General features: G+C 70.5%; 23 protein-coding genes and 1 tRNA gene. 17 read left to right on the forward strand and 7 right to left on the reverse strand.

Annotation, left to right across the window (positions count from 1 at the left end; all coding sequences use genetic code 11):
- Positions 1 to 32: 32 nt before the first annotated feature.
- From KSO97_RS00835 to KSO97_RS00845, 3 genes are all read left to right on the forward strand, one after another.
- Positions 33 to 812 carry an enoyl-CoA hydratase/isomerase family protein gene (locus KSO97_RS00835; RefSeq protein ID WP_232675894.1) on the forward strand — a complete coding sequence of 260 codons (780 nt, stop codon included), beginning with the start codon at positions 33 to 35 and terminating at the stop codon, positions 810 to 812.
- Between the two features lie 243 nt (positions 813 to 1,055).
- A complete protein-coding gene (locus KSO97_RS00840; RefSeq protein WP_269781776.1) occupies positions 1,056 to 1,847 on the forward strand; it encodes an electron transfer flavoprotein subunit beta/FixA family protein in 792 nt (263 codons plus the stop codon).
- 29 nt (positions 1,848 to 1,876) lie between these two features.
- Positions 1,877 to 2,827, forward strand: coding sequence for an electron transfer flavoprotein subunit alpha/FixB family protein (locus KSO97_RS00845; protein ID WP_232675897.1), 951 nt, complete (start codon positions 1,877 to 1,879; stop codon positions 2,825 to 2,827).
- Positions 2,828 to 2,891: 64 nt separating this feature from the next.
- On the opposite strand, the gene KSO97_RS18100 is transcribed toward KSO97_RS00845, so the two are convergent.
- The gene (locus KSO97_RS18100; protein WP_232675898.1) at positions 2,892 to 4,421 is read right to left on the reverse strand and encodes a lysyl oxidase family protein; all 1,530 of its coding nucleotides are present in this window, start codon (positions 4,419 to 4,421) and stop codon (positions 2,892 to 2,894) included.
- 319 nt (positions 4,422 to 4,740) lie between these two features.
- On the opposite strand from KSO97_RS18100, the gene KSO97_RS00855 reads away from it, so the two are divergent.
- From KSO97_RS00855 to KSO97_RS00895, 9 genes are all read left to right on the forward strand, one after another.
- On the forward strand, positions 4,741 to 5,997 hold the full coding sequence (locus tag KSO97_RS00855; protein ID WP_232675899.1) for a glutamate-5-semialdehyde dehydrogenase: 1,257 nt from the start codon (positions 4,741 to 4,743) through the stop codon (positions 5,995 to 5,997).
- Positions 5,998 to 6,060: 63 nt separating this feature from the next.
- Positions 6,061 to 6,681, forward strand: coding sequence for a CDP-alcohol phosphatidyltransferase family protein (locus KSO97_RS00860; RefSeq protein ID WP_232675900.1), 621 nt, complete (start codon positions 6,061 to 6,063; stop codon positions 6,679 to 6,681).
- Positions 6,681 to 7,142 (forward strand): hypothetical protein, encoded by a 462-nt coding sequence (locus KSO97_RS00865; protein ID WP_232675901.1) that lies wholly within the window; start codon positions 6,681 to 6,683, stop codon positions 7,140 to 7,142. The genes KSO97_RS00860 and KSO97_RS00865 overlap by 1 nt, the downstream gene beginning before the upstream one ends.
- A 104-nt stretch (positions 7,143 to 7,246) precedes the next feature.
- Positions 7,247 to 7,414: a hypothetical protein gene (locus KSO97_RS00870; protein ID WP_232675902.1), complete on the forward strand. Its 168-nt coding sequence runs from the start codon at positions 7,247 to 7,249 to the stop codon at positions 7,412 to 7,414.
- Between the two features lie 10 nt (positions 7,415 to 7,424).
- Complete coding sequence (gene nadD / locus KSO97_RS00875) at positions 7,425 to 8,060, forward strand: nicotinate-nucleotide adenylyltransferase (RefSeq protein ID WP_308188242.1); 636 nt, start codon at positions 7,425 to 7,427, stop codon at positions 8,058 to 8,060.
- Entirely contained in the window at positions 8,057 to 8,434 is a 378-nt protein-coding gene (gene rsfS, locus KSO97_RS00880) for a ribosome silencing factor (protein WP_232675903.1), read from the forward strand. Before nadD ends, rsfS begins: the two co-directional genes overlap by 4 nt.
- On the forward strand, positions 8,431 to 9,057 hold the full coding sequence (locus KSO97_RS00885; RefSeq protein WP_232675904.1) for a histidine phosphatase family protein: 627 nt from the start codon (positions 8,431 to 8,433) through the stop codon (positions 9,055 to 9,057). Before rsfS ends, KSO97_RS00885 begins: the two co-directional genes overlap by 4 nt.
- A 113-nt stretch (positions 9,058 to 9,170) precedes the next feature.
- A tRNA-Ala gene (locus KSO97_RS00890) sits at positions 9,171 to 9,243 on the forward strand.
- A gap of 192 nt (positions 9,244 to 9,435) precedes the next feature.
- Positions 9,436 to 10,536 carry a cell wall metabolism sensor histidine kinase WalK gene (locus tag KSO97_RS00895; protein ID WP_232675905.1) on the forward strand — a complete coding sequence of 367 codons (1,101 nt, stop codon included), beginning with the start codon at positions 9,436 to 9,438 and terminating at the stop codon, positions 10,534 to 10,536.
- A 12-nt stretch (positions 10,537 to 10,548) separates the two neighbouring features.
- Here KSO97_RS00895 and KSO97_RS00900 read toward each other — a convergent pair whose 3' ends face one another.
- Both KSO97_RS00900 and KSO97_RS00905 read right to left on the reverse strand, forming a co-directional pair.
- A complete protein-coding gene (locus KSO97_RS00900) occupies positions 10,549 to 11,139 on the reverse strand; it encodes a TetR/AcrR family transcriptional regulator (RefSeq protein ID WP_232675906.1) in 591 nt (196 codons plus the stop codon).
- The gene (locus KSO97_RS00905) at positions 11,136 to 11,630 is read right to left on the reverse strand and encodes an FBP domain-containing protein (protein WP_232675908.1); all 495 of its coding nucleotides are present in this window, start codon (positions 11,628 to 11,630) and stop codon (positions 11,136 to 11,138) included. Before KSO97_RS00905 ends, KSO97_RS00900 begins: the two co-directional genes overlap by 4 nt.
- A gap of 96 nt (positions 11,631 to 11,726) precedes the next feature.
- On the opposite strand from KSO97_RS00905, the gene KSO97_RS00910 reads away from it, so the two are divergent.
- Positions 11,727 to 11,936, forward strand: coding sequence for a hypothetical protein (locus KSO97_RS00910; RefSeq protein ID WP_232675909.1), 210 nt, complete (start codon positions 11,727 to 11,729; stop codon positions 11,934 to 11,936).
- Positions 11,937 to 12,000: 64 nt separating this feature from the next.
- Here the strand turns inward: KSO97_RS00910 and KSO97_RS00915 are convergent, their stop codons facing one another.
- Complete coding sequence (locus KSO97_RS00915) at positions 12,001 to 13,512, reverse strand: FAD-dependent oxidoreductase (protein WP_269781777.1); 1,512 nt, start codon at positions 13,510 to 13,512, stop codon at positions 12,001 to 12,003.
- A gap of 143 nt (positions 13,513 to 13,655) precedes the next feature.
- Here KSO97_RS00915 and KSO97_RS00920 point away from each other — a divergent pair, with 143 nt between their 5' ends.
- A complete protein-coding gene (locus tag KSO97_RS00920; RefSeq protein WP_232675911.1) occupies positions 13,656 to 14,630 on the forward strand; it encodes an iron-containing redox enzyme family protein in 975 nt (324 codons plus the stop codon).
- Positions 14,627 to 14,926, forward strand: coding sequence for a CDGSH iron-sulfur domain-containing protein (locus KSO97_RS00925; protein ID WP_232675912.1), 300 nt, complete (start codon positions 14,627 to 14,629; stop codon positions 14,924 to 14,926). Before KSO97_RS00920 ends, KSO97_RS00925 begins: the two co-directional genes overlap by 4 nt.
- 53 nt (positions 14,927 to 14,979) lie before the next feature.
- On the opposite strand, the gene KSO97_RS00930 is transcribed toward KSO97_RS00925, so the two are convergent.
- Complete coding sequence (locus tag KSO97_RS00930) at positions 14,980 to 15,645, reverse strand: methyltransferase domain-containing protein (protein ID WP_232675913.1); 666 nt, start codon at positions 15,643 to 15,645, stop codon at positions 14,980 to 14,982.
- 72 nt (positions 15,646 to 15,717) lie between these two features.
- Positions 15,718 to 16,581, reverse strand: coding sequence for a sigma-70 family RNA polymerase sigma factor (locus KSO97_RS00935; protein WP_232675914.1), 864 nt, complete (start codon positions 16,579 to 16,581; stop codon positions 15,718 to 15,720).
- A 232-nt stretch (positions 16,582 to 16,813) separates the two neighbouring features.
- On the opposite strand from KSO97_RS00935, the gene KSO97_RS00940 reads away from it, so the two are divergent.
- Together KSO97_RS00940 and KSO97_RS00945 are read left to right on the forward strand one after the other, a co-directional pair.
- The gene (locus tag KSO97_RS00940) at positions 16,814 to 17,080 is read left to right on the forward strand and encodes a hypothetical protein (RefSeq protein WP_232675916.1); all 267 of its coding nucleotides are present in this window, start codon (positions 16,814 to 16,816) and stop codon (positions 17,078 to 17,080) included.
- Positions 17,081 to 17,287: 207 nt separating this feature from the next.
- The gene (locus KSO97_RS00945; protein WP_232675918.1) at positions 17,288 to 18,475 is read left to right on the forward strand and encodes a zinc-dependent alcohol dehydrogenase; all 1,188 of its coding nucleotides are present in this window, start codon (positions 17,288 to 17,290) and stop codon (positions 18,473 to 18,475) included.
- A gap of 25 nt (positions 18,476 to 18,500) precedes the next feature.
- On the opposite strand, the gene KSO97_RS00950 is transcribed toward KSO97_RS00945, so the two are convergent.
- A complete protein-coding gene (locus KSO97_RS00950) occupies positions 18,501 to 19,373 on the reverse strand; it encodes an SDR family oxidoreductase (RefSeq protein ID WP_232675919.1) in 873 nt (290 codons plus the stop codon).
- Positions 19,374 to 19,408 lie beyond the last annotated feature (35 nt).

The following is a 19,408-nucleotide window of genomic DNA, read 5'->3' on the forward strand; positions in this document are numbered from 1 at the left end:
GCACGCGAGCGGCCGGCAACGAAGGAGTGACGATGGGTGAGTTCGTGCGGCTCGAGGTGGCCGACGGCGTGGGCACGATCCGGCTGGACCGGCCGAAGATGAACGCGATCAGCATCCAGGTGCAGGACGAGTTGCGGGACGCCGCGGCCGAGGCGTCCGCGCGTGACGACGTCCGGGCGGTCGTCCTGTACGGCGGCGAGCGGGTCTTCGCCGCGGGCAACGACGTCAAGGAGATGGCCGACCTCTCCTACGCCGAGATGGTCAAGGTCTCCCACTCGATCACCTCCGCGGTCTCCGCCGTCGCGCGGATCCCCAAGCCGGTCGTGGCCGCGATCACCGGCTACGCGCTCGGCGGTGGCTGCGAGCTGGCCCTCGCCGCAGACGTGCGGATCGCCGCCGAGAACGCCACCCTCGGCCAGCCCGAGGTGCTGCTGGGCATCATCCCCGGGGCCGGGGGGACCCAGCGGCTGAGCCGGCTGGTCGGCCCGAGCAAGGCGAAGGACATCATCTTCACCGGCCGGTTCGTCAAGGCCGACGAGGCGCTGGCCATCGGGCTCGTCGATCGTCTGGTCCCGGCCGACCAGGTCTACAGCGAGGCCCTGTCGTGGGCTCGGCAGTTCAGCGGCGCGGCCTCCTACGCCGTCCGCGCGGCGAAGGAGTGCATCGACCGCGGCCTCGAAGTCGACCTCGAGACGGGTCTGGAGATCGAGCGCCAGCAGTTCGCGGCCCTGTTCGCCACCGAGGACCGCACGTCGGGCATGACCTCGTTCGTGGAGCAGGGGCCGGGCAAGGCGGTCTTCCACGGTCGCTGAGGCGGGGCGTTCCGCGCCGGACCGAACGGTGTCCGTGGCGAGTGATCTCGGCCACGGAGGGCCGATTGCTGCTGGACGTAGGTACCGGCGGAAGTGAACCGACGGTAACCTCACCCGTTGGTTGCAGCGGCTCGTTGCATCCCGTGCTGGATCTCAAGCTGCATCCCTTGTCGCATCATCTGGCTGCGCCCGACGGCGCCGTCACCCGAGTGCAATCAGGAGGGGCCTCCGGGCCACACCACCATGAACATTGTCGTCTGTGTGAAGTACGTCCCCGACGCGACCGCTGACCGGCGGTTCGAGTCGGACAACACCGTTGACCGCGACGGAGTCGACGGTCTGCTGTCCGAGCTCGACGAGTACGCGGTGGAGCAGGCGCTCCAGATCCGCGAGAAGCGCGAGGGCGAGGAGATCAAGGTGACCGCGCTCTGCGTCGGTCCCGACAAGGCCGTCGCCGCCGTCCGCAAGGCCCTGCAGATGGGCGCCGACGAGGGCGTTCACATCAACGACGACGCCATCGCCGGCTCGGACGCGATCGCGACCTCGCTCGTGCTCGCCAAGGCCGTGGAGAAGATCGGCGTGCCCGACCTCGTCATGTGCGGTATGGCCTCGACCGACGCTGGCATGAGCGTCGTCCCGGCGATGCTCGCCGAGCGTCTCGGGCTCCCGCAGGTCACCCTGGCCGCCGTCGTGGAGACCCAGGGCGACCAGGTCCGGATCAAGCGCGACGGCGACACCGCGACCGAGGTCATCGGCGCGCAGATGCCGCTGGTGCTCTCGGTGACCGACCAGACCGGCGAGGCGCGCTACCCCTCCTTCAAGGGCATCATGGCCGCGAAGAAGAAGCCGCTGGAGACCCTGACCCTCGGCGACCTCGGCGTCGACGCTTCGGAGGTCGGCCTCTCCGTGTCGTGGAGCGAGGTGGCCGACACCGCCGCCCGCCCGCCGCGCACGGCCGGCGAGATCGTCAAGGACGAGGACGGCTCCGGCGCGACCGCGCTGACCGAGTTCCTCGCGTCGAAGAAGTTCATCTGAGCAGCGGACCAGGAAGAGGAGTTCACAACATGTCTGAGGTTCTGGTCCTCGTCGACCATGTCGACGGTGCCATCCGCAAGCCCACCCTCGAGCTGCTGGCGATCGCCAAGCGGCTCGGCTCGCCGTCCGCCGTCTTCATCGGTGGTTCCGACCAGGCGTCGGGCGCCGCGGAGAAGTTGAAGGCGTTCGGCGCCGAGAAGATCTACGCCGTCGACGACGCCGAGATCAAGGGCTACCTGGTCGTCCCCAAGGTCGAGGTGCTCCAGCAGCTCGCCGAGAAGGCCTCGCCCGCCGCGATCCTGGTGGTGTCCAGCGGTGAGGGCAAGGAGATCGCGGGGCGTCTCGCCATCCGCCTGAAGTCCGGCCTGATCACCGACGCCGTGGACGTCGCCGACGACGGCACGACCACCCAGAGTGTCTTCGCCGGCAACTACACCGTGCAGGCCAAGGTGACCCAGGGCACGCCGATCATCGCGGTGAAGCCGAACGCGGCCGCCCCGGTGGAGGAGGCGGGCGCGGGTGCCGTCGAGGAGTTCGCCGCCACCATCTCCGACGACGCGAAGAAGGCTCAGATCGTGGCCTCGCAGCCGCGTCAGTCGACCGGACGCCCCGAACTGACCGAGGCCGCCATCGTGGTCTCGGGCGGTCGCGGCACCGGCGGCGACTTCGAGTCGGTGGAGAACCTGGCCGACGCGCTGGGCGCTGCGGTCGGTGCCTCGCGCGCCGCCGTCGACTCGGGTTGGAAGCCGCACACCTTCCAGGTCGGCCAGACCGGCAAGGTCGTCTCGCCGCAGCTCTACGTCGCCAACGGCATCTCCGGCGCGATCCAGCACCGCGCCGGCATGCAGACCTCCAAGACGATCGTCGCGGTCAACAAGGACGAGGAGGCGCCGATCTTCGAGCTCGTCGACTTCGGCGTCGTCGGTGACCTGCACGCCGTCCTGCCGGCTGCCACCGAGCAGATCAACGCGCGCAAGTGACGATCTGACCCACTCCGCACGTCGACCCGTCTTCAAGTAAAGACGGGTCAACACCGGGGGTGGGTCAGCGACCGCCCTCGAACCGATCCTGGGCCGGCTCGCTGACGATCCCGACCTTGGCCACGCGCAGGGTGCGCTTGCCCGGCGTGCCGCCGAGCCAGATCTTGCGCAGCGAGTCGTTGTTGGACTCGTCGCTCTCGACCAGATTGCGGCTGGGGTTGGCCGCCACCTCGATGTAGTAGGCGCCGTTGGGCAGATCGGCGATCTTGAACGACTGGCCGGCGCGGAACTGGGCGTAGGTGTCGCCCCAGCCCGAGAGCAGCACCTCGCGGATGGACCGCGAGGAGTAGTCGCCGCAGGCGGTCGAGAGGTCCTCGTTGTAAGCCTCCCATGTCGCGCCTCGCACCGTCAGGTCGACGGCGTCGGTGTTGGCGAGGCAGAACGCCTCCTTGCGGGACTTCACGATCCGCGACTTGTCCGCGCGCAGCAGCGTGTACGTCGCGAAGTCGCGGAAGTGCCAGTGCAGGTGGGTGTCCTTGGAGTCCCACTCGAAGGTGCCCACCGGCTGATAGCCGACCTGGTTGCCCTCGGCGTCGAAGAAGTACTGGTAGCCGTCCATCAGGTCCTTGCCCGGACGGCGGAACCCGTCGACGACGAGCGGGCTGTCACCGGCGTTCCACACGGTCGCGGAGAACTGCAGGTACTTGCCCGACGGGGAGAGCTGGATGCCCCAGGCCGGAAGCGACCGCAGATCCGGCGCAGGTCCGCCCTCCGACGGCGTGAGCCGGCGGCCTCGAGGACCCGAGGTCGAGGGAGCGTCCGGTGACACCGTCGCGCGTCCGACCGCATGGTGGCCTCCGCCGCCGTGCGGCTCCTCCTCGTAGGACTCCACGACGACGCGGGTACGGGCCGACGTCGGGCCCTTGACGCCGAGCGCTCGCGCGACGACGGGACGCAGCGACACCTCGACGTCGTAGCGGCCCGGGCGCATCAGCAGGCTGCCGTAGGGGTCGATCATGCTCGAGGCCCAGCCCTCTTGGATGCCCATCACGCCGCCGAGGCTGTACGGGTTGTACTGACACACCTGCGGGTAGGGCGAGGTCGGCGCCGCATCGGGCTCGGTGCGCTCGGTCACGGCGCCGAGACAGACATCGCGGGCGATGCCGTAGGCCTTGCCCGCAGGCTTGCCCTGGGCGTTGATCGGCTGCACGCGCAGCCGGATGAACCTGTCCAGGCCGGACAGCGTCTTCATCGAGCCGACCGGAAGGGTGCGGACGTGTCCACCCTGGTCGACGCTGGCGGTGACGGGCTTGCTGTAGGAGGTGCGGATCGCGTTCAGCTGGAACGAGGCACCGTGGGCGATCAATCGTGCGCCGAGATCGGAGTAGACCCGCGAGCCGCCGCCCATGACGACCTGGCGGCGCGGCACCGAGAGTTCGAGCGAGACGGCGTTGGGCGTCGGCTCACCGGGCGCCACCGACGTCGGAGCGTCGTCCGCCCGCGACGCTGCCGAGGGGGCCGAAGCGGTCGCGCTGGCGAGTGCCGTACTGGGGGCGATCAGGGCGAGCCCCAGGCCCAGTGCTGTGGTGGCCACGGTGAGATGGCGGCGAGGTCGAGGCACGTTTCCTCCGAGCGACGGGTGCGGCCCGGTGCCGCACGCTGCCAAGGTAGACGCCGCGGATCGCCATTCGGTTGCGCGTCGGATCGAGTGTCGCGCGGCCTGGGAGATCGCCTCGCCAGTGGTGCGTCCGAGAAGTTCTGAAACGGTTCGCGTGTTCCCGGTGCGTGCAGCGCAAGGCGGCCATCGCGCAGGGCTACCCGGGGTATCTCCCGCCACGCCAACGCGGCGAGGTGCGTGCCATGGCGGCACCAACGGTCCGAGAACGTCGTGCTCTCGGCACTAGGCTGGTGCGGTGACCGACACCACCGCCGACGACGTCCGCACGCTCGCGGTGCGTGCCCGCGAGGCCAGCCACGATCTCGCGCTCGCCACCCGCTCCGTCAAGGACGCTGCGCTGCACGCGATGGCGGCCTCGTTGACCGACCACGAGGCGGAGATCCTCGCCGCAAACGCCGACGACGTCGCCCGCGCCGAGTCCGGTGGCACCCCGCCGAACGTCGTCGACCGGCTCCGCCTGACGACCGAGCGGCTCGAGGGCATGGCGCAGGGGCTCCGCGACGTCGCGGGGCTGGCCGACCCCGTCGGGGAGGTCGTGCGAGGCAGCACCCTCGCGAACGGCCTCGAGTTGCGGCAGGTGCGCGTCCCGTTCGGTGTCGTCGGGATGATCTACGAGGCTCGCCCGAACGTGACGGCGGACGCCGCAGGCATCTGCCTGAAGTCCGGCAACGCCGTCCTGCTGCGCGGCTCCTCGAGCGCTTCGTGCTCCAACGCGGCCATCGTCGCGGCACTGCGCGACGCCGTGGAGGACGTCGGGCTGCCCGCCGACGTCATCCAGCTGGTCCCGGCCGACTCCCACGACACCGTCAAGGCCCTGATGCGGGCGCGCGGGCTCGTGGACGTGCTGATCCCTCGCGGGGGAGCGGGCCTGATCCAGGCCGTCGTCGAGGAGTCCACGGTGCCGGTGGTCGAGACGGGTGTGGGCAACTGCCACGTCTACGTCGATGCGGCGGCCGACCTCGACCAGGCGCTGGCGGTCGTGATGAACGCCAAGACCCACCGCACCAGCGTCTGCAACTCCGCGGAGTCGCTGCTCGTGCATGCCGACCTCACGGACTCCTTCCTACCGCGCGTCGTGCAGGCCCTGCAGGAGGCCGGCGTGACGATCCACGGCGACGAGACGACCGCGCGACTGCACGGCGTCGAGATCGCCTCCGAGGACGACTACGAGCGGGAGTACCTCTCCCTCGACATGTCCGTCGCGGTCGTCGCCGACGTCGACGCGGCGATCGCGCACATCCGTCGCTACTCCAGCGGTCACACCGAGGCGATCCTGACCCGTGACCAGGCGACCGCGCGGCGGTTCACCGCTGCGGTCGACTCGGCAGCCGTCCTGGTCAACGCGAGCACCCGGTTCACCGATGGCGGCGAGTTCGGCTTCGGCGCCGAGATCGGGATCAGCACGCAGAAGCTGCACGCCCGGGGGCCGATGGGGCTGCCGGAGATGACCTCGACCAAGTTCATCGTCACCGGCGACGGGCACGTGCGCTGATCCGTGGCCCGTCGGCGCCGTCCAGGTGCCGGGGCGTCATCGCAGACCGGTAGGGTGCCGCGCGTGCACGAGGTGAGTCACGCGACGCACGCCGATCCGGCTGCCGAGCGGCTGTGGACCGGTGCCACCGTCATCACGTTCGCGCGCACGATCGCCTCGTTCGCGCTGTGCCTGGTCGGCGTGTGGCAGGAGGACCTGACCTGGTTGGTCGTCGGCCTCGGCGTCTACTGGATCGGCGACATGGCCGACGGCGCCTACGCACGCCGCTTCGACTGCGAGACGCGTATCGGCGGCGTCATGGACATGCTGTGCGACCGGCTCAACTGCGCGGCCTTCTACCTCGGCTTCGCGGCTCTGGAGCACGAGATGGTGCTGCCCGTCGCGATCTACCTCTTCGAGTTCATGGTCATCGACTTCTTCCTGTCGCTGGCCTTCCTCGCCTGGCCGATCCGCAGTCCCAACTACTTCTACGAGGTCGACCGCCGCATCTACATGTGGAACTGGTCGAAGCCGGCCAAGGCGGTGAACTCCTCGCTCTTCGCCGTGCTCCTGCTCGTCACCGGGTGGTGGTGGCTCGGCGTGATCATCGCGACCGCGCTCGTCGTCCTCAAGTGCGTCTCGCTGCGGTGGCTGCTGCAGCTCGGCCTTCCGGTTCCCCCGGTGACGGAGCGGAAGCCGGCCTGATGTGGCTGTGGCTCACGACCTTTGCGATCAGCATCGCGTCGGCGCTCATCCCGTTCCTGCCCATCGAGGTCTACATCCTCGGAGCCGGCGCTGCCGAGGGCGGCACCGGTACGGCGATCTCACTCGGCATCGCGGCCGGCGCCGGAGCCACGGTCGGCAAGATCATCTGGTACGAGGCCGCCCGCCGCGGCGTCGACTCGGCGTGGGCGCAGAAGAAGCTCTCCAACCCCAAGATCCGAAGCGGCTACCTGCGGTGGCAGCAGCGGATGGAAGGTCGCCCGGTCTACGCCGTGGCGATTATGTTCCTGGCGGCGTCGGTAGGGGTGCCGCCGCTGCTGGTGATGGCAGCGGTGGGCGGTCTGCTGAAGATGCCGATGTGGCTGTTCATCCCGACCGTGTTCATCGGCCGCAGCCTGCGCTTCACGCTCCTCTTCCTCGGCGTGGACTTCGCCCTGCACTGAGTCCGCGGCCGGCTGCGAGCGTGCGGCATCGCGACATCGTCGGGATGGGTGCCGCCCTCCGGGTCGGGCCGCGGCGGGGGCGTGCCAGCGGATAGGATGCGGCCATGTCGTTGAGCCTGCTCCACACTGCCGTCCTCCGTGCGTCCGAGGAGGTCGAGCACCACGGTGACCCGGCCGTCTCGCCGTGGGTGATCGGCGGTCTCGCGCTCGCCATCCTGTTGGGCATGCTGTTCGCGCTGATGGCGTTCGGCGGGGGCCGGGACCACAGCTGAGTCCGATCCCGTGACCTCCGACGTCGGCACGACCTCGCGCCGACGCGTCGGCGTCATGGGGGGCACGTTCGACCCGATCCACCACGGGCACCTGGTCGCGGCCTCGGAGGCGCAGGCGTTCTTCGAGCTCGACGAGGTCGTCTTCGTGCCGACGGGCCAGCCCTGGCAGAAGGCCGACCGCAGCGTCTCGCCCGCCGAGCACCGGTATCTGATGACGGTGGTGGCGACCGCGGCCAACCCGCGCTTCCGGGTCTCGCGCGTCGACATCGACCGGCCGGGACCCACGTACACGATCGACACCCTGCGCGATCTCTCGATGACCATGCCGGACGCCGACCTGTACTTCATCACCGGGGCGGACGCCCTGACCGAGATCTTCGGCTGGCGCGAGGCCGACCGGCTCTTCGAGCTGGCGCACTTCGTGGGGTGCGCGCGGCCGGGGTCGGAGTTCGATCCGGACACGATCGAGGCGATCCCGGCCGACCGGGTGACCCTGCTCGACATCCCCGCTCTGTCCATCAGCTCCACCGACTGCCGCGAGCGGCAGCGCCAGGGCCGGCCGGTCTGGTACCTGGTGCCCGACGGCGTCGTCCAGTACATCACCAAGCATCGGCTCTACACGGGGCCTCCGGAGGGACTTCCATGACCGCCACCGACTACGCGATCGAACTGGTCGTCGCCGCGGCGCGCGCCGCCAGCGACAAGCTCGCCCAGCAGATCATCGCCTTCGACGTCAGCGAGCAGCTCGCGATCACCGATGCGTTCGTGCTCGCCTCGGCCGGCAACGACCGCCAGGTCAAGGCGATCGTCGACGAGGTCGAGGACAAGCTCCGCGAGCTCGGCGCCAAGCCGATCCGTCGCGAGGGTCACAAGGAGGGCCGTTGGGTCCTCATCGACTACGGCGACATCGTGGTCCACGTGCAGCACGAGGAGGAGCGTCAGTTCTACGCCCTCGAGCGGCTGTGGCGCGACTGCCCGACGATCACGCTGCCGGCGGACGTCGTCTCGCGCGAGCGGTGACCCGCTCCCTGGTCCTGCTGCGTCACGGCCGCACCGCCTGGAACGCCGAGCGTCGGATCCAGGGGCAGCTCGACGCGCCGCTGGACGACGTCGGGCGCGCGCAGGCGCGCGCCGTCGCGCCCGTGGTCGGTGCGCTCGCGCCGACGCTGGTGTGGTCCTCGGACCTCTCGCGCGCCCAGAAGACCGCCGAGGCCGTCGCGGGGGAGTGTGGACTCGCCGTCCGCACCGACGAGCGGCTGCGGGAGACCTGCCTCGGCGATCGCCAGGGCATCACCCACGACGAGTACGCCGAGCGCTACCCCGACGAGTTCGAGCGCTTCCGACTCGGCGAGTGGGACGGCATCCCCGGCGGGGAGTCCACCGCCGAGGTCGGCGTGCGGATGCTCGCGGTGCTGGGCGACGTGCTCGCCGGCCTCGGAGCCGGCGAGACCGGTGTCGTCGTCAGCCACGGCGCTGCGATCCGGATCGCCGTCGGCACCGTGCTGGGGTGGGATCCGGCCACCGTGTTCACCTTTCGTGGCCTGGAGAACTGCGGCTGGGTTCACCTCGTCGAGGTCGAGCCGACGGGCGGTGATCCGTGGTCCGGGTGGCGCCTGCTGGCCTACAACCGCACCGCTCCCTGACGGCGTCTGGGGCTGCCGTCCGACCAGCCGTCGCGGGGAGCGACCCCAGATTTCACCTTCGCCACCCCCGTTGCTAATGTTCTCCGAGTCGCCGACGTGTCGGTGATGACCCCGGGGGTGTGGCGCAGCTGGTAGCGCACCTGCATGGCATGCAGGGGGTCAGGGGTTCGAGTCCCCTCACCTCCACCGGTACAGGTTCCGCAGCGAACCGGCGTCGAGGCGGCCCAGACGGGCCGCCTCGGCGCGTTTTCACCGGGTCCGCGCCTCCGGCGACCCTCGCGTGGCCCGAGACCGGGACCCGGTGTGGGAACGTTGAGCCGTTGCGCGTCGGGGAGGTCGCGCGGGCCGCTGTGCGGCGATCGTGGCGAGGGGGCGGGCATGTCGTGGGATGAGGTCGACCCGACCGCGCGAGGCGGGATCTCCGACCTCCTGCGCGCGGCGCTGGACGCCGTGCCCGACGCGGTGGTGATCGTCGATGGCGCCGGCGTGATCGTCACCGCCAACACCCAGGTGCGCGAGGTGTTCGGCTACGAGCCCGCCGAGTTGGAGGGACAGTCCGTCGAGGCGCTGGTTCCGGCCCGGCTGCGGTCCACTCATCCGCGGCGACGCGGCGCTTACCAGCACCGGCCGATGGGGCTGTTGCAGCTCTCCGCGACACGTCGCGACGGGTCGGAGTTCCCCGCCGAGATCTCGTTGGCGTCCATCGAGGGGGAGACCGGGCGGCATACCGTCGCCACGGTTCGCGACGTCACCTCGCGCCTGGAGCTGGAGGCTGAGGCGGATCGGATGCGCGATGAGTTCCTCGCGACGGTGACCCACGAGCTCCGGACGCCGCTGACCTCGATCCTCGGCTACGCCGAGCTGCTCGCAGACGAGCCCGGAGAGCTTGCCGGTGAGCAGGCCCAGGCGATGCTGCAGGCGATCGAACGCAATGCGCGCCGAGAACTGCAGCTCGTCAGCGACCTGCTGACCTTGGCCGTCGCCAACCTGGCGCATCTCCGCCTGGACCTGGAGGCCGTCGACCTGGGCGAGCTCGTCGCCGACGTCGTGCGCGAAGCGCGACCGGTGGCCCTGGCTGCCGGCGTGGTGCTCGGCGCGTGCAACCCGCCGCGCTCGCCCGCGCAGGCAGATCGACTGCGCGTGCGACAGGTGGTGGAGAACCTCGTCGGCAACGCGGTGAAGTTCGCACGGTCCGGCGACAGCGTCGAGGTGTCGTTGGAGCCTCTGACCGACAGCGTCGTGCTCCGGGTTGCGGACACCGGTCCCGGGATCGCAGCCGACGACATCGACCGCGTCTTTGACCGCCTCTATCGCGGGCAGAACGCTGCGGCGGATCATCGGCCGGGTGCCGGGCTGGGGCTCGCCTTGGTGCGCAGCATCGTCGATGCGCACGGCGGGTCGGTGGCGATCGAGAGTCGCCTGGGTGCGGGCACGGTGGTGACGGTGCAGCTCCCCGTGCACGACCAGCCAGCGCCGTGAGGCCGAAGGCACTCACGCTTCGTGACGGTCGCTTCCGCGGGGCCACGACCGCAGGGCGGTGTCGATCACGTCGAGCGCCCGTTCCCACGACCTCTGGCTCGGGGGAGGGCTGTGGTCGAAGGCGCCACCAGTTTCGAGCTCGACGAAGCCTCGGATCGTCGCACCGATGAACCGGACGGCGTGCGGGCGCTCGTCGTCGGGTACGGGATAGCCGCGCAGTACGGCGTCGTGGAGGCGGTGCAGGCGGGCCGCGACCTGCACCGACTCCTCGGTGGTCGTCAGATGCAGCTGCCGGGCGCGCGCATCTGGCCCCGGATGCTCCGCGGCGTAGCCGCGGTACAGCCCGCCCAGGGCGAGGAGGGCGTCCTTGCCGGAGAGCCCGGCGAGTGCGACGCCGCCCCGCTCGGCGAGCTCGGCGAGCGCGAGCAGGGAGATGCGCTCCCGAAGGTCCTCCGAGCCTCGGACATGGGAGTACAGGCTGGGCAGCGTCACCTCGAAGCGGCGCGCGAGCGCGGAGAGAGTGACGTGCTCCAACCCGACCTCGTCGGCCAGGTCGGCCGCGGCCCGCGTCAGACGCTCCGGGCTCAGCCCGGCACGACTCACCGGCGCACCCGATCGACGAAGTCCTGCAGATTGCGGCGCAGCCGTGCAACCTGCTCCTCGGTCGACAGGGTCTCGTGCACGAGACTCACGGTCGGCGCGGGTGCCCAGCCACGCAGGTACCCCGAGCACCGCAGGTCGGTACACACCTCGATGCCGACGGTGTTGCCGTCGCGGCCCGCACGACCGGCCCGAGGGGCGACCATCAACGCCACCCCGGAGCCGGGATGGGTCGTGCAGCACAGCGAGCACATCCGAGCGCGCGTCAGGCCGGCCGCACTGGTGTTGCGCCGCAGGTGGACGCCGAGCGGTGCGCCGTCGTCGTCCCGGAGCACGAGGTGCGACTGCTGGGGCGCCTTCGGGTCGACCCAACCGAGGAAGTCCAGGCCCGGCCACCGCTGTTCGGTCAGATCGGGCAGGTGCATCCGCTGGGCGTCGCCTCGCGTGCCGTTCACGAACGAGCCGCGGATCTCGCGCTCGGTGAGGTGCTCCATGCACTCGACGGTACGTTTCCTAAGGGTCCTAGGCAAACGCCGAGCCTCATTCGCTCAGTCATCGCGTCGCGCCGTAGGACCGTCATCGGACTGGCGATGTCCGCGACCAGCGATCACGATCGCGCGCCGCGGGTACCGGGAGGCATGGTGCTCGACCTCGTCCTCACGATCGCGGTGACCGTCTTCGTCGTGGCGATGATCCTGGCCTTCGAGCGACGTCGGGCCGAGCAGATCCAGGCGGATCTGCGTGAAGAACTGCGTCGCCGACGCGAGATGTGGCGCGACGTCGACGAGTCGGAAGAGTGAGCCCTTTGCGATCAGCGGCGCGGGCGTCCTCTCTCGACACGACTCGGAGCCGCCCGGCCGCCGACTAGCGCTGGGCGAGCGCCTGCGCGGCGGGTCCGTCCAGCACCGCGCCGTCGGCGTCGAAGCGCGAGCCGTGCAGCGGGCAGTCCCAGGAGTCCTCGGCGTCGTTCCATGTGACCACACCGCCCAGATGGGGGCAGACGCCGGACACCCGGCGTCGGCACCCGCCGTCGTCGGGAGCCACCGCCACCGGTGCGCCCACCCCCTCGTAGCGCACGTCTCCGGTGGTCGCGTCGCTCCGGTCGATGATCGGGCGCATCCATCCCGACGCCATCCGCAGGCCGACGTCGACGTTGAGAGCGGCGGTCTGGAGCGAACCGGGGATCTCGTGGACCGACCACGGCTCGAAGGCCTCGGCCCAGTCCATCCGGCCACCGCAGATCCGTGCGGTCAGGGCCAGGCCCGCGGCGACGCCGTTGGTCATCCCCCACTTGGCGAAGCCGCCTGCTACCAGGAGATGCTCAGCGCCGGGGAGCACAGGGCCGACGACAGGCAGCCCGTGGGCGGTGGTGTAGTCCTGCGCCGACCAGGCATGGGTCTCCACGCCGTCGGGGTACCAGGTCGCGGCCCACTCACGCAGCTGATCGAGATGGGATCGCGGCGAGGAGCCCCGCCCGGGCCGGGGCCCGGCCCCGCCGACGAGGAGGAGGCGGCCGGTCTCCGAGCCCGAAGCCGGGTCGGGCGCGTCACGCAACGACCTGGTCGGGCTGTCGACCGAGAGGAGCATCTCCTCGCACGGATCGCGAGGCAGTCGCAGCGCGACCGTGTAGGAGCGCTGCGCCGACATGCGGACGAAGAATCCGCCTCGATCCACCATCGGCATCCCGGTCGCGACGACCACCGTCCGTGCATGCACGGTGCCCGCGCTGCTTCGCACCTCGACGGGGTCTCGGCCGAGCACCTGTCGTACGCGAGCGCTCTCGACGACGACCGCGCCGTGCGAGCGTGCCTCGTCCGCCAGTGCGCGACACACGGCGAGAGGATCCACCTGGAACTGGTCGGCGAGAGAGATGGCACCGCGCACGGGGAACGGAACGTCGATCTCGCCGCGGGTCATGACGTCCAGTCCATGGCGACGAGCGAGTTTCCGCTCGTGCTTCACCAGGGCCTCGCCCCGACTCGAGGTCGCATAGCTGACCGCGTCGCGCGTCTCGACTGCGACGCCGTGGTCGGCGCAGAAGCGCGCGAGCCACGCTTGGCCCTCGCGGTTGGCCTCGACGTAGTGACCGACCACGGACTCCCGATGTCCGCGCGACACCGACGTCAGCCGGGCGCCCTGCAGGAGCGTCACCTTGGCCGTGCTGCGGCCCGTCGTTCCAGCACCTACCGCCCGTGCCTCCAGGACGCACACGCTCAGACCGGACCGCGCGAGGAGGAGTGCCGTCGTGAGGCCGGTGATACCGGCGCCGACGACCACGACGTCCACCTCAGTTGGCGGAGTGGCGTCGTTCGTATGCGACCCGGACGTCGGTGCGTCGGTGGGTTGCAGATCGGTCCAGAGCGCGGTCAAGGGCATGGCGATGCGGTGCCCGGAGGCGCGCGGTTCATGCGGCCCGAGAGGGTGGTCGGAAGGCCAGAGCGGTGATGTCGTGCCGATCCCGACAGGCACCCACCCCTGGGGGTGGAAATAGGCACGCCCACGGTGGGTACCACGCGCTCGTGCGCCTCCCCACGTCCCGCGGCCCGCTCGGCTCCGCGGTCTTCCACGCCCTGACCCACGACGTCGCGTCCCTCCGCGAGATCGGCCCCTCGTCGTCCGGGACGACTCACGACGACGAGGCGCTCACCCTCTGGGCCCTCCACGAGCTCTCCTATCGCGGCTTCGACGACGTCGATGACGACCTCGAGTGGGACGCCGACGTGCTGCGTGTGCGTCGGATGCTCGAGAGACGGCTCGAGGCCCGGCTCCGCGAACGATGGGACGCCGCCTCGGCCCCGGGCGATGACGGACGCGACGGCGATGTCGGTGACGCGTTGTTCGCCTTCGTCGAGGCGTTCGACGGTCCGTCCGTGGCGCGCCACCTGCAGTCTCACGCGGACGTCGAACAGGCGCGCGACTTCCTCCGGGTGAAGTCGATCTACCACCTCAAGGAGTCCGACCCGGTGTCGTGGCTGCTTCCGCGGCTCTCGGCGCGGCCCAAAGCCGCGCTCGCCGAGATCCAGTACGACGAGTACGGTGCGGGCGATCCCAATCGCCTGCACCACCAGCTCTTCGCGCGCGGGCTGCAGGCCTCCGGCCTCGATCCGACCTACGGCACCTACATCGACGAGACGCCGGTCGAGGTGCTCGAGCAGAACAACGCCGTCTCCCTCTTCGGCCTCCACCGGCGACTGCGCGCCGCCGCCGCGGGCCATCTCGCGGCGTTCGAGGCCACCAGCTCGGTCCCGTCACGCCGGATCGCGCAGGGTCTTCGTCGTCTCGGCCTCCCCGAGGAGATCGTCGGCTACTACACCGAGCACGTCACCGCGGACGCGGTGCACGACCAGCTCGCGGTCCGCGCGATCTGCGCTGCGATGGTGGAGGAGGAGCCGACCCTGTACGACGACGTCCTCTTCGGTGCGTTCACCTGCATGGATCTGGAACGGCGATTCGCCCAGACCTGGTTGGCGACGTGGGCGGAGGCAGCCGCATGAGCGGCCGCTCGCCCGACGACGGTTCGTCGGGGTCGTCGGCGTCTCAGCTGAGGGTGGCACCCCCGGATCCGCGCGATGCGACCTCCATCGAGTCCGGCACGCTGCCGCACGCCGACGTCGTGCTGTGCCCAGGTGGGCCGATGCTGCTGCGTGGCGACGTCGTCGTCCAGGACGCCGAGGGCAACCGGCACCGCACCACCCGGCCGGTGAGCGCCGTCTGCCGCTGCTTGAAGTCGGCGGACCTGCCGTGGTGCGACGGCACGCACCAGCTGCTGCCGCCCGGCAAGAGGCCCTAGCCAGGACGCCGGGTCCCCGCGGGCGGTGAGCACCAGCAGTCGCACAGGGAGGCTCAGGCCCGCGCTAGGTGGCCGATGACGCCGCGCTCACCCTGGCGGTATGCCACGACGCGCCAGCGTCGCCCCTCCAGCGAGGCGAGTTGGCCCCGGTCGCCGACCTGGATGACCACGGCGCCCCCGAGTTGCAGATGGCGATCGGCGACCGTCAGGGAGCGGCGCGCGATGGCCAGGCCGTCGTCTCCGCCGTCGATGGCGAGAAGCGGGTCCTCCGGGAAGGTCGCGGTGTCCTCCGATCGGACCCAGGGCGGGTCGGCGATCACGAGAGGGAAGCGCTCGTCCGGTGCGATCGCGTCGTCCATGTCCGCGTGCCTCACATCGACGCGGTCGCCCAGTCCGGCTGCTGCGGCGTTGCGCGTGGCAAACTCGCACGCCACGGGGTTCAGGTCGACGGCGACGAGCGGCCGCCCGGTGAGGTGAGCGAAGAGAAGCCCGATCTGTCCGGCCCCGGCACACAGTTCCAGAGCCGGTCCGGCGGGCAGACTGGCGCTGATCTCGGCCGCCCAGCGAGACTGCAACTGGGTCCAGGGGCGGGGGCGTAGGACGCGCGTATCGAAGACGATCTCGAGCGGTCCGAAGGCCGTCGACTCCTCGTCGAGAACGGCGCCCCGGGATTCGCGCGACGTCGAGGCACTGTCCGGTCCTTCGGAATCCGCAGTCATGTGCGAGGAGTACCCAGAGTCGGCCGAGCTACACCGCACTTTCTCTCAGACGGGTGACGCCGTGACGCTGGCTCAGGCCGGAACCGGGTCCACGGACTGCAGGTCGCCGATCTGACCCCGTAGATCGCGGAGGATCCGGCTCAACCACCGTGACACCTGCATCTGCGGCACCCCGAACTGGTCGCCGATCTGCTGCTGGGTGCGCTCCTCGTAGAAGCGGAGGTACAGCACGGTCCGGTCCCGCTCACTCAGCTCGGTGAGAGCGGGCCCGAGCACGACACGCGCCTCGGCCGCCTCGCGGGGGTCGCGGGCGTCGGCGACCGCGTCGCCGAGACTGCTGTGCTCGTTGCCGTCGACCGGTTGGTCCAGCGACGGCGGGGTGAAGCACCCGAAGGAGGTCACCACCTCGGCGTACTCGTTCCGGTCGATGTCCAGGTGCTCGCACAACTCCTGGGGGGTCGGCTCGCGGCCGAGCTCCAGGCTGAGGTGGTCGATGCTCTGGTTGATCCGCCACTGCATCTCCTGGATGCGTCGCGGCGGTCGGATGCTCCACGAACGGTCCCGGAAGAAGCGCAGAACCTCCCCGCGGATCGTCGGCACGGCATACGAGAGCAGGTCGTGCCCGCTCTCGGGATCGAAACGCTGCACCGCCTTGACGAGGCCTTCGCAGGCGGCCTGCTCCAGATCCTCCAGGTCGACACCTCGACCGCGATACCGGGCCGCCACGGCGCGGGCGACGCGGTGATTGATCTCGATGACCTCGGCGAGCAGTCGTTCCCGTTCGGCCTCGTTCAGGACGTCGGCCGCGCGGCGCAGCAGTTGATCGGTCAGGGCCGAGCGCTCATCGCGCGTGAGGCCTACGGCGGGAGTGGGATGGTCCAGGTCGACGATCGCGGTGAGCGGCGACACGTCGACGGAGCGCGAGAAAGTAGGCATGAAGGTCCGTCTCCGAGAGGTGCGACGGGATCCTTGCCGTGGTCTCCAGCAAGAAGGGGTATCTAGACCAAACCACGCCAGGTCGCCGAGCGCCACCTCCGGCGGGTGTCTAGTGCAGCCGTCGGCAGACAGATTCCAGTGAGTCTCATCGCCATGGCGAGACCCGGGAGTGCATCGCCCCCGGCGGGCGGGGCACCGGTCGTGACAGAAGGCGACCGAGGAGGAGGACGGGATGGCGACCACTCACGACGGCGGGGAACGACTCGCCGAGGGGACGACGGACCCCGACGACGCGGGCACCGAGCACGACGGACAGCTGTCCACCGGTGACGAGCACACCCCGGGCGAGCCGATCTCGCCGGGCGACGCAGTCGCCGGGGCGCCGGGCGAGGTCGAGCCGGGCGCCTCGACGCGCCCGGCGCAGGAGCGACGGCCGGACGAGGGGCCGGCCGGTCCGGATGGCATCCCCGACCATGACGAGGCGCCGTCCCGGCCATGAGTCTCCTCACTCTCGGGCACTGCGGGATCGGCGGAGACTGAGTCTCACCGCATCTGTCTGCACCGATCGGGTACCGACGACGATGGATACGACGAGAGACGACAGGGTCACCTTTCTCGAGCGCTCCGCGGGTGTCGGACGTCAAGGCTCACCCGACGGATCGAGGTGCGGCCATCGACGTCGTGCCGACGCGGTAGGGGCTGCGCGATGAGGGCCGTCACCTGGCACGGACGCACCGACATGCGGGTGATCGACGTGCCCGACGCGGCACTGGAGGAGCCGACCGACGCGATCGTGAGGATCACCTCCACCGGTCTGTGCGGCTCGGACCTGCATCTCTACGATCCACTGGCCCCCTTCATGGAGTCCGGCGACATCGTGGGCCACGAACCGATGGGCGTGGTCGAGGCCGTGGGCACGGGCGTCACGACACTCCGCCCGGGTGACCGCGTGGTGGTGCCCTTCAACATCAGCTGCGGGAGCTGCTGGATGTGTGGCCAGGGACTGCACTCGCAGTGCGAGACCACGCAGAACCGCGAGCACGGGACAGGGGCGAGCCTCTTCGGCTACAGCAAGCTCTACGGTCAGGTACCCGGTGGCCAGGCCGAAGCGATGCGCGTCCCCTTCGCCGACTTCCTCCCGGTCGTCGTGCCGGAGGGCCCTCCGGACGAGAGGTTCCTCTACCTGTCCGATGTCCTGCCCACCGCATGGCAGGCCGTGGAGTACGCGGACGTCGCGGATGGCGGCACGCTGGCGGTGATGGGCGCCGGACCGATCGGCGACATGGCTGCCCGCATCGCGCTGCACCGAGGCCTGCGCGTGCTGGTGGTGGATCGGGTTCCCGAGCGCCTGGAGCGCGTCGCGGCCCGCGGCGCGGAGACCGTCAGCCTCGACGACGTCGGCAGCGAGCACCTGGCCGAATGGGTGCGGGAGCGCACCGCGGGGCGGGGCGCCGACGCCGTCGTCGACGCCGTCGGCATGGAGGCACACGGATCGCCGATGACCGAGGCGGCCCAGAAGGCGCTGGGTCTCCTGCCCAAGCGCGCCGCCGCCGCCCTGATGACACGCGTGGGCGTCGACCGGCTCGATGCGCTGTTGCAGTCCATCGAGTGCGTGCGTCGAGGCGGCACCGTCTCCATCAGCGGTGTCTACGGCGGGGCGATGGATCCCCTGCCCTTGATGCAGATGTTCGACAAGCAGCTGCAGTTCCGGATGGGGCAGGCGAACGTGCGTCGCTGGAGCGACGACATCCTCGCGCTGCTCAGCGAGGACGAGGACCATCTCGGCACCGAGTCGTTCGCCACCCACCGGCTCCCGCTGGAGGAGGCGCCCGGGGCCTACGCGTCGTTCCGCGACAAGGAGGACGGCATGGTGAAGGTGGTCTTCAAGCCCTGACAGAGCCGAGGCGTGCGCACGACGTTCAGAACACGGGGCGTCCTCCGGTGACACCGAGCACGGTGCCCGAGACGTAGGAAGCGTCGGCGGGGGAGGCGAGGAAGACGAAGGCGGGAGCGACCTCGCTCGGTTGCCCGGCGCGGCCGAGCGGGGTGTTCTCGCCGAAGTGCCGGATCTTCTCCTCGGGCTGCGTCGCCGGCTGCAGGGGCGTCCAGATGGGGCCGGGGGCCACCGCGTTGACCCGGATCCCGTCCGCACCCAGCATCGCGGCGAGGTTGACCGTCACATTGTTGATCGCGGCCTTGGTGGCGGCGTAGTCGAGCAAGGTCTCCGAGGGCTCGAAGGCCTGGATCGAACTGCAGTTCACGATGCAACCCGGTCGCTCGCGCAGGTGGGGCAGCGCGGCGCGGCTCAGCCAGAACAGCGCGCTGAGGTTGGTGTCGAGGGTGCGCTGCAGTCGCTCGTCGTCGAGCTCCTCCAAGGAGGTGTCGCGGGCCATCTGGTAGCCGGCGTTGTTGACCAGCACGTCGATCCCACCGAGTTCGCCGACCGCGGCTGCCACGACGCCGTCACAGGCGCCGGAGGTCCGCAGGTCTGCCTCGATCGCGGCCACCCGCCGCCCGGCCTGCTCCCCCCAGGACGCCGTGACCTCGGCGTCCCCCGCCTCCTCGGGCAGGTAGGTGAAGGCGACATCGGCGCCCTCGCGGGCGTAGGCGATGGCCACGGCGCGGCCGATGCCGGAGTCGCCGCCGGTGATGAGTGCACGCTGGTCGCGGAGTCGCTGGTTCCCGCGGTAGCTCTGCTCGCCGTGATCGGGCTGAGGGCGCATCTCGGCGGTCGTCCCCGGCGGGGACTGCTGCTGCGAAGGGAAGGACGCGGTGTCGTCGGACGTCGTCATGGCGACCGGTACCCGTCGGCCCGGACGCGCACGCA

The sequence above is a fragment of the Nocardioides sp. R-C-SC26 genome, assembly GCF_021246465.1.
In the GTDB taxonomy this organism is placed as follows: domain Bacteria; phylum Actinomycetota; class Actinomycetes; order Propionibacteriales; family Nocardioidaceae; genus Nocardioides.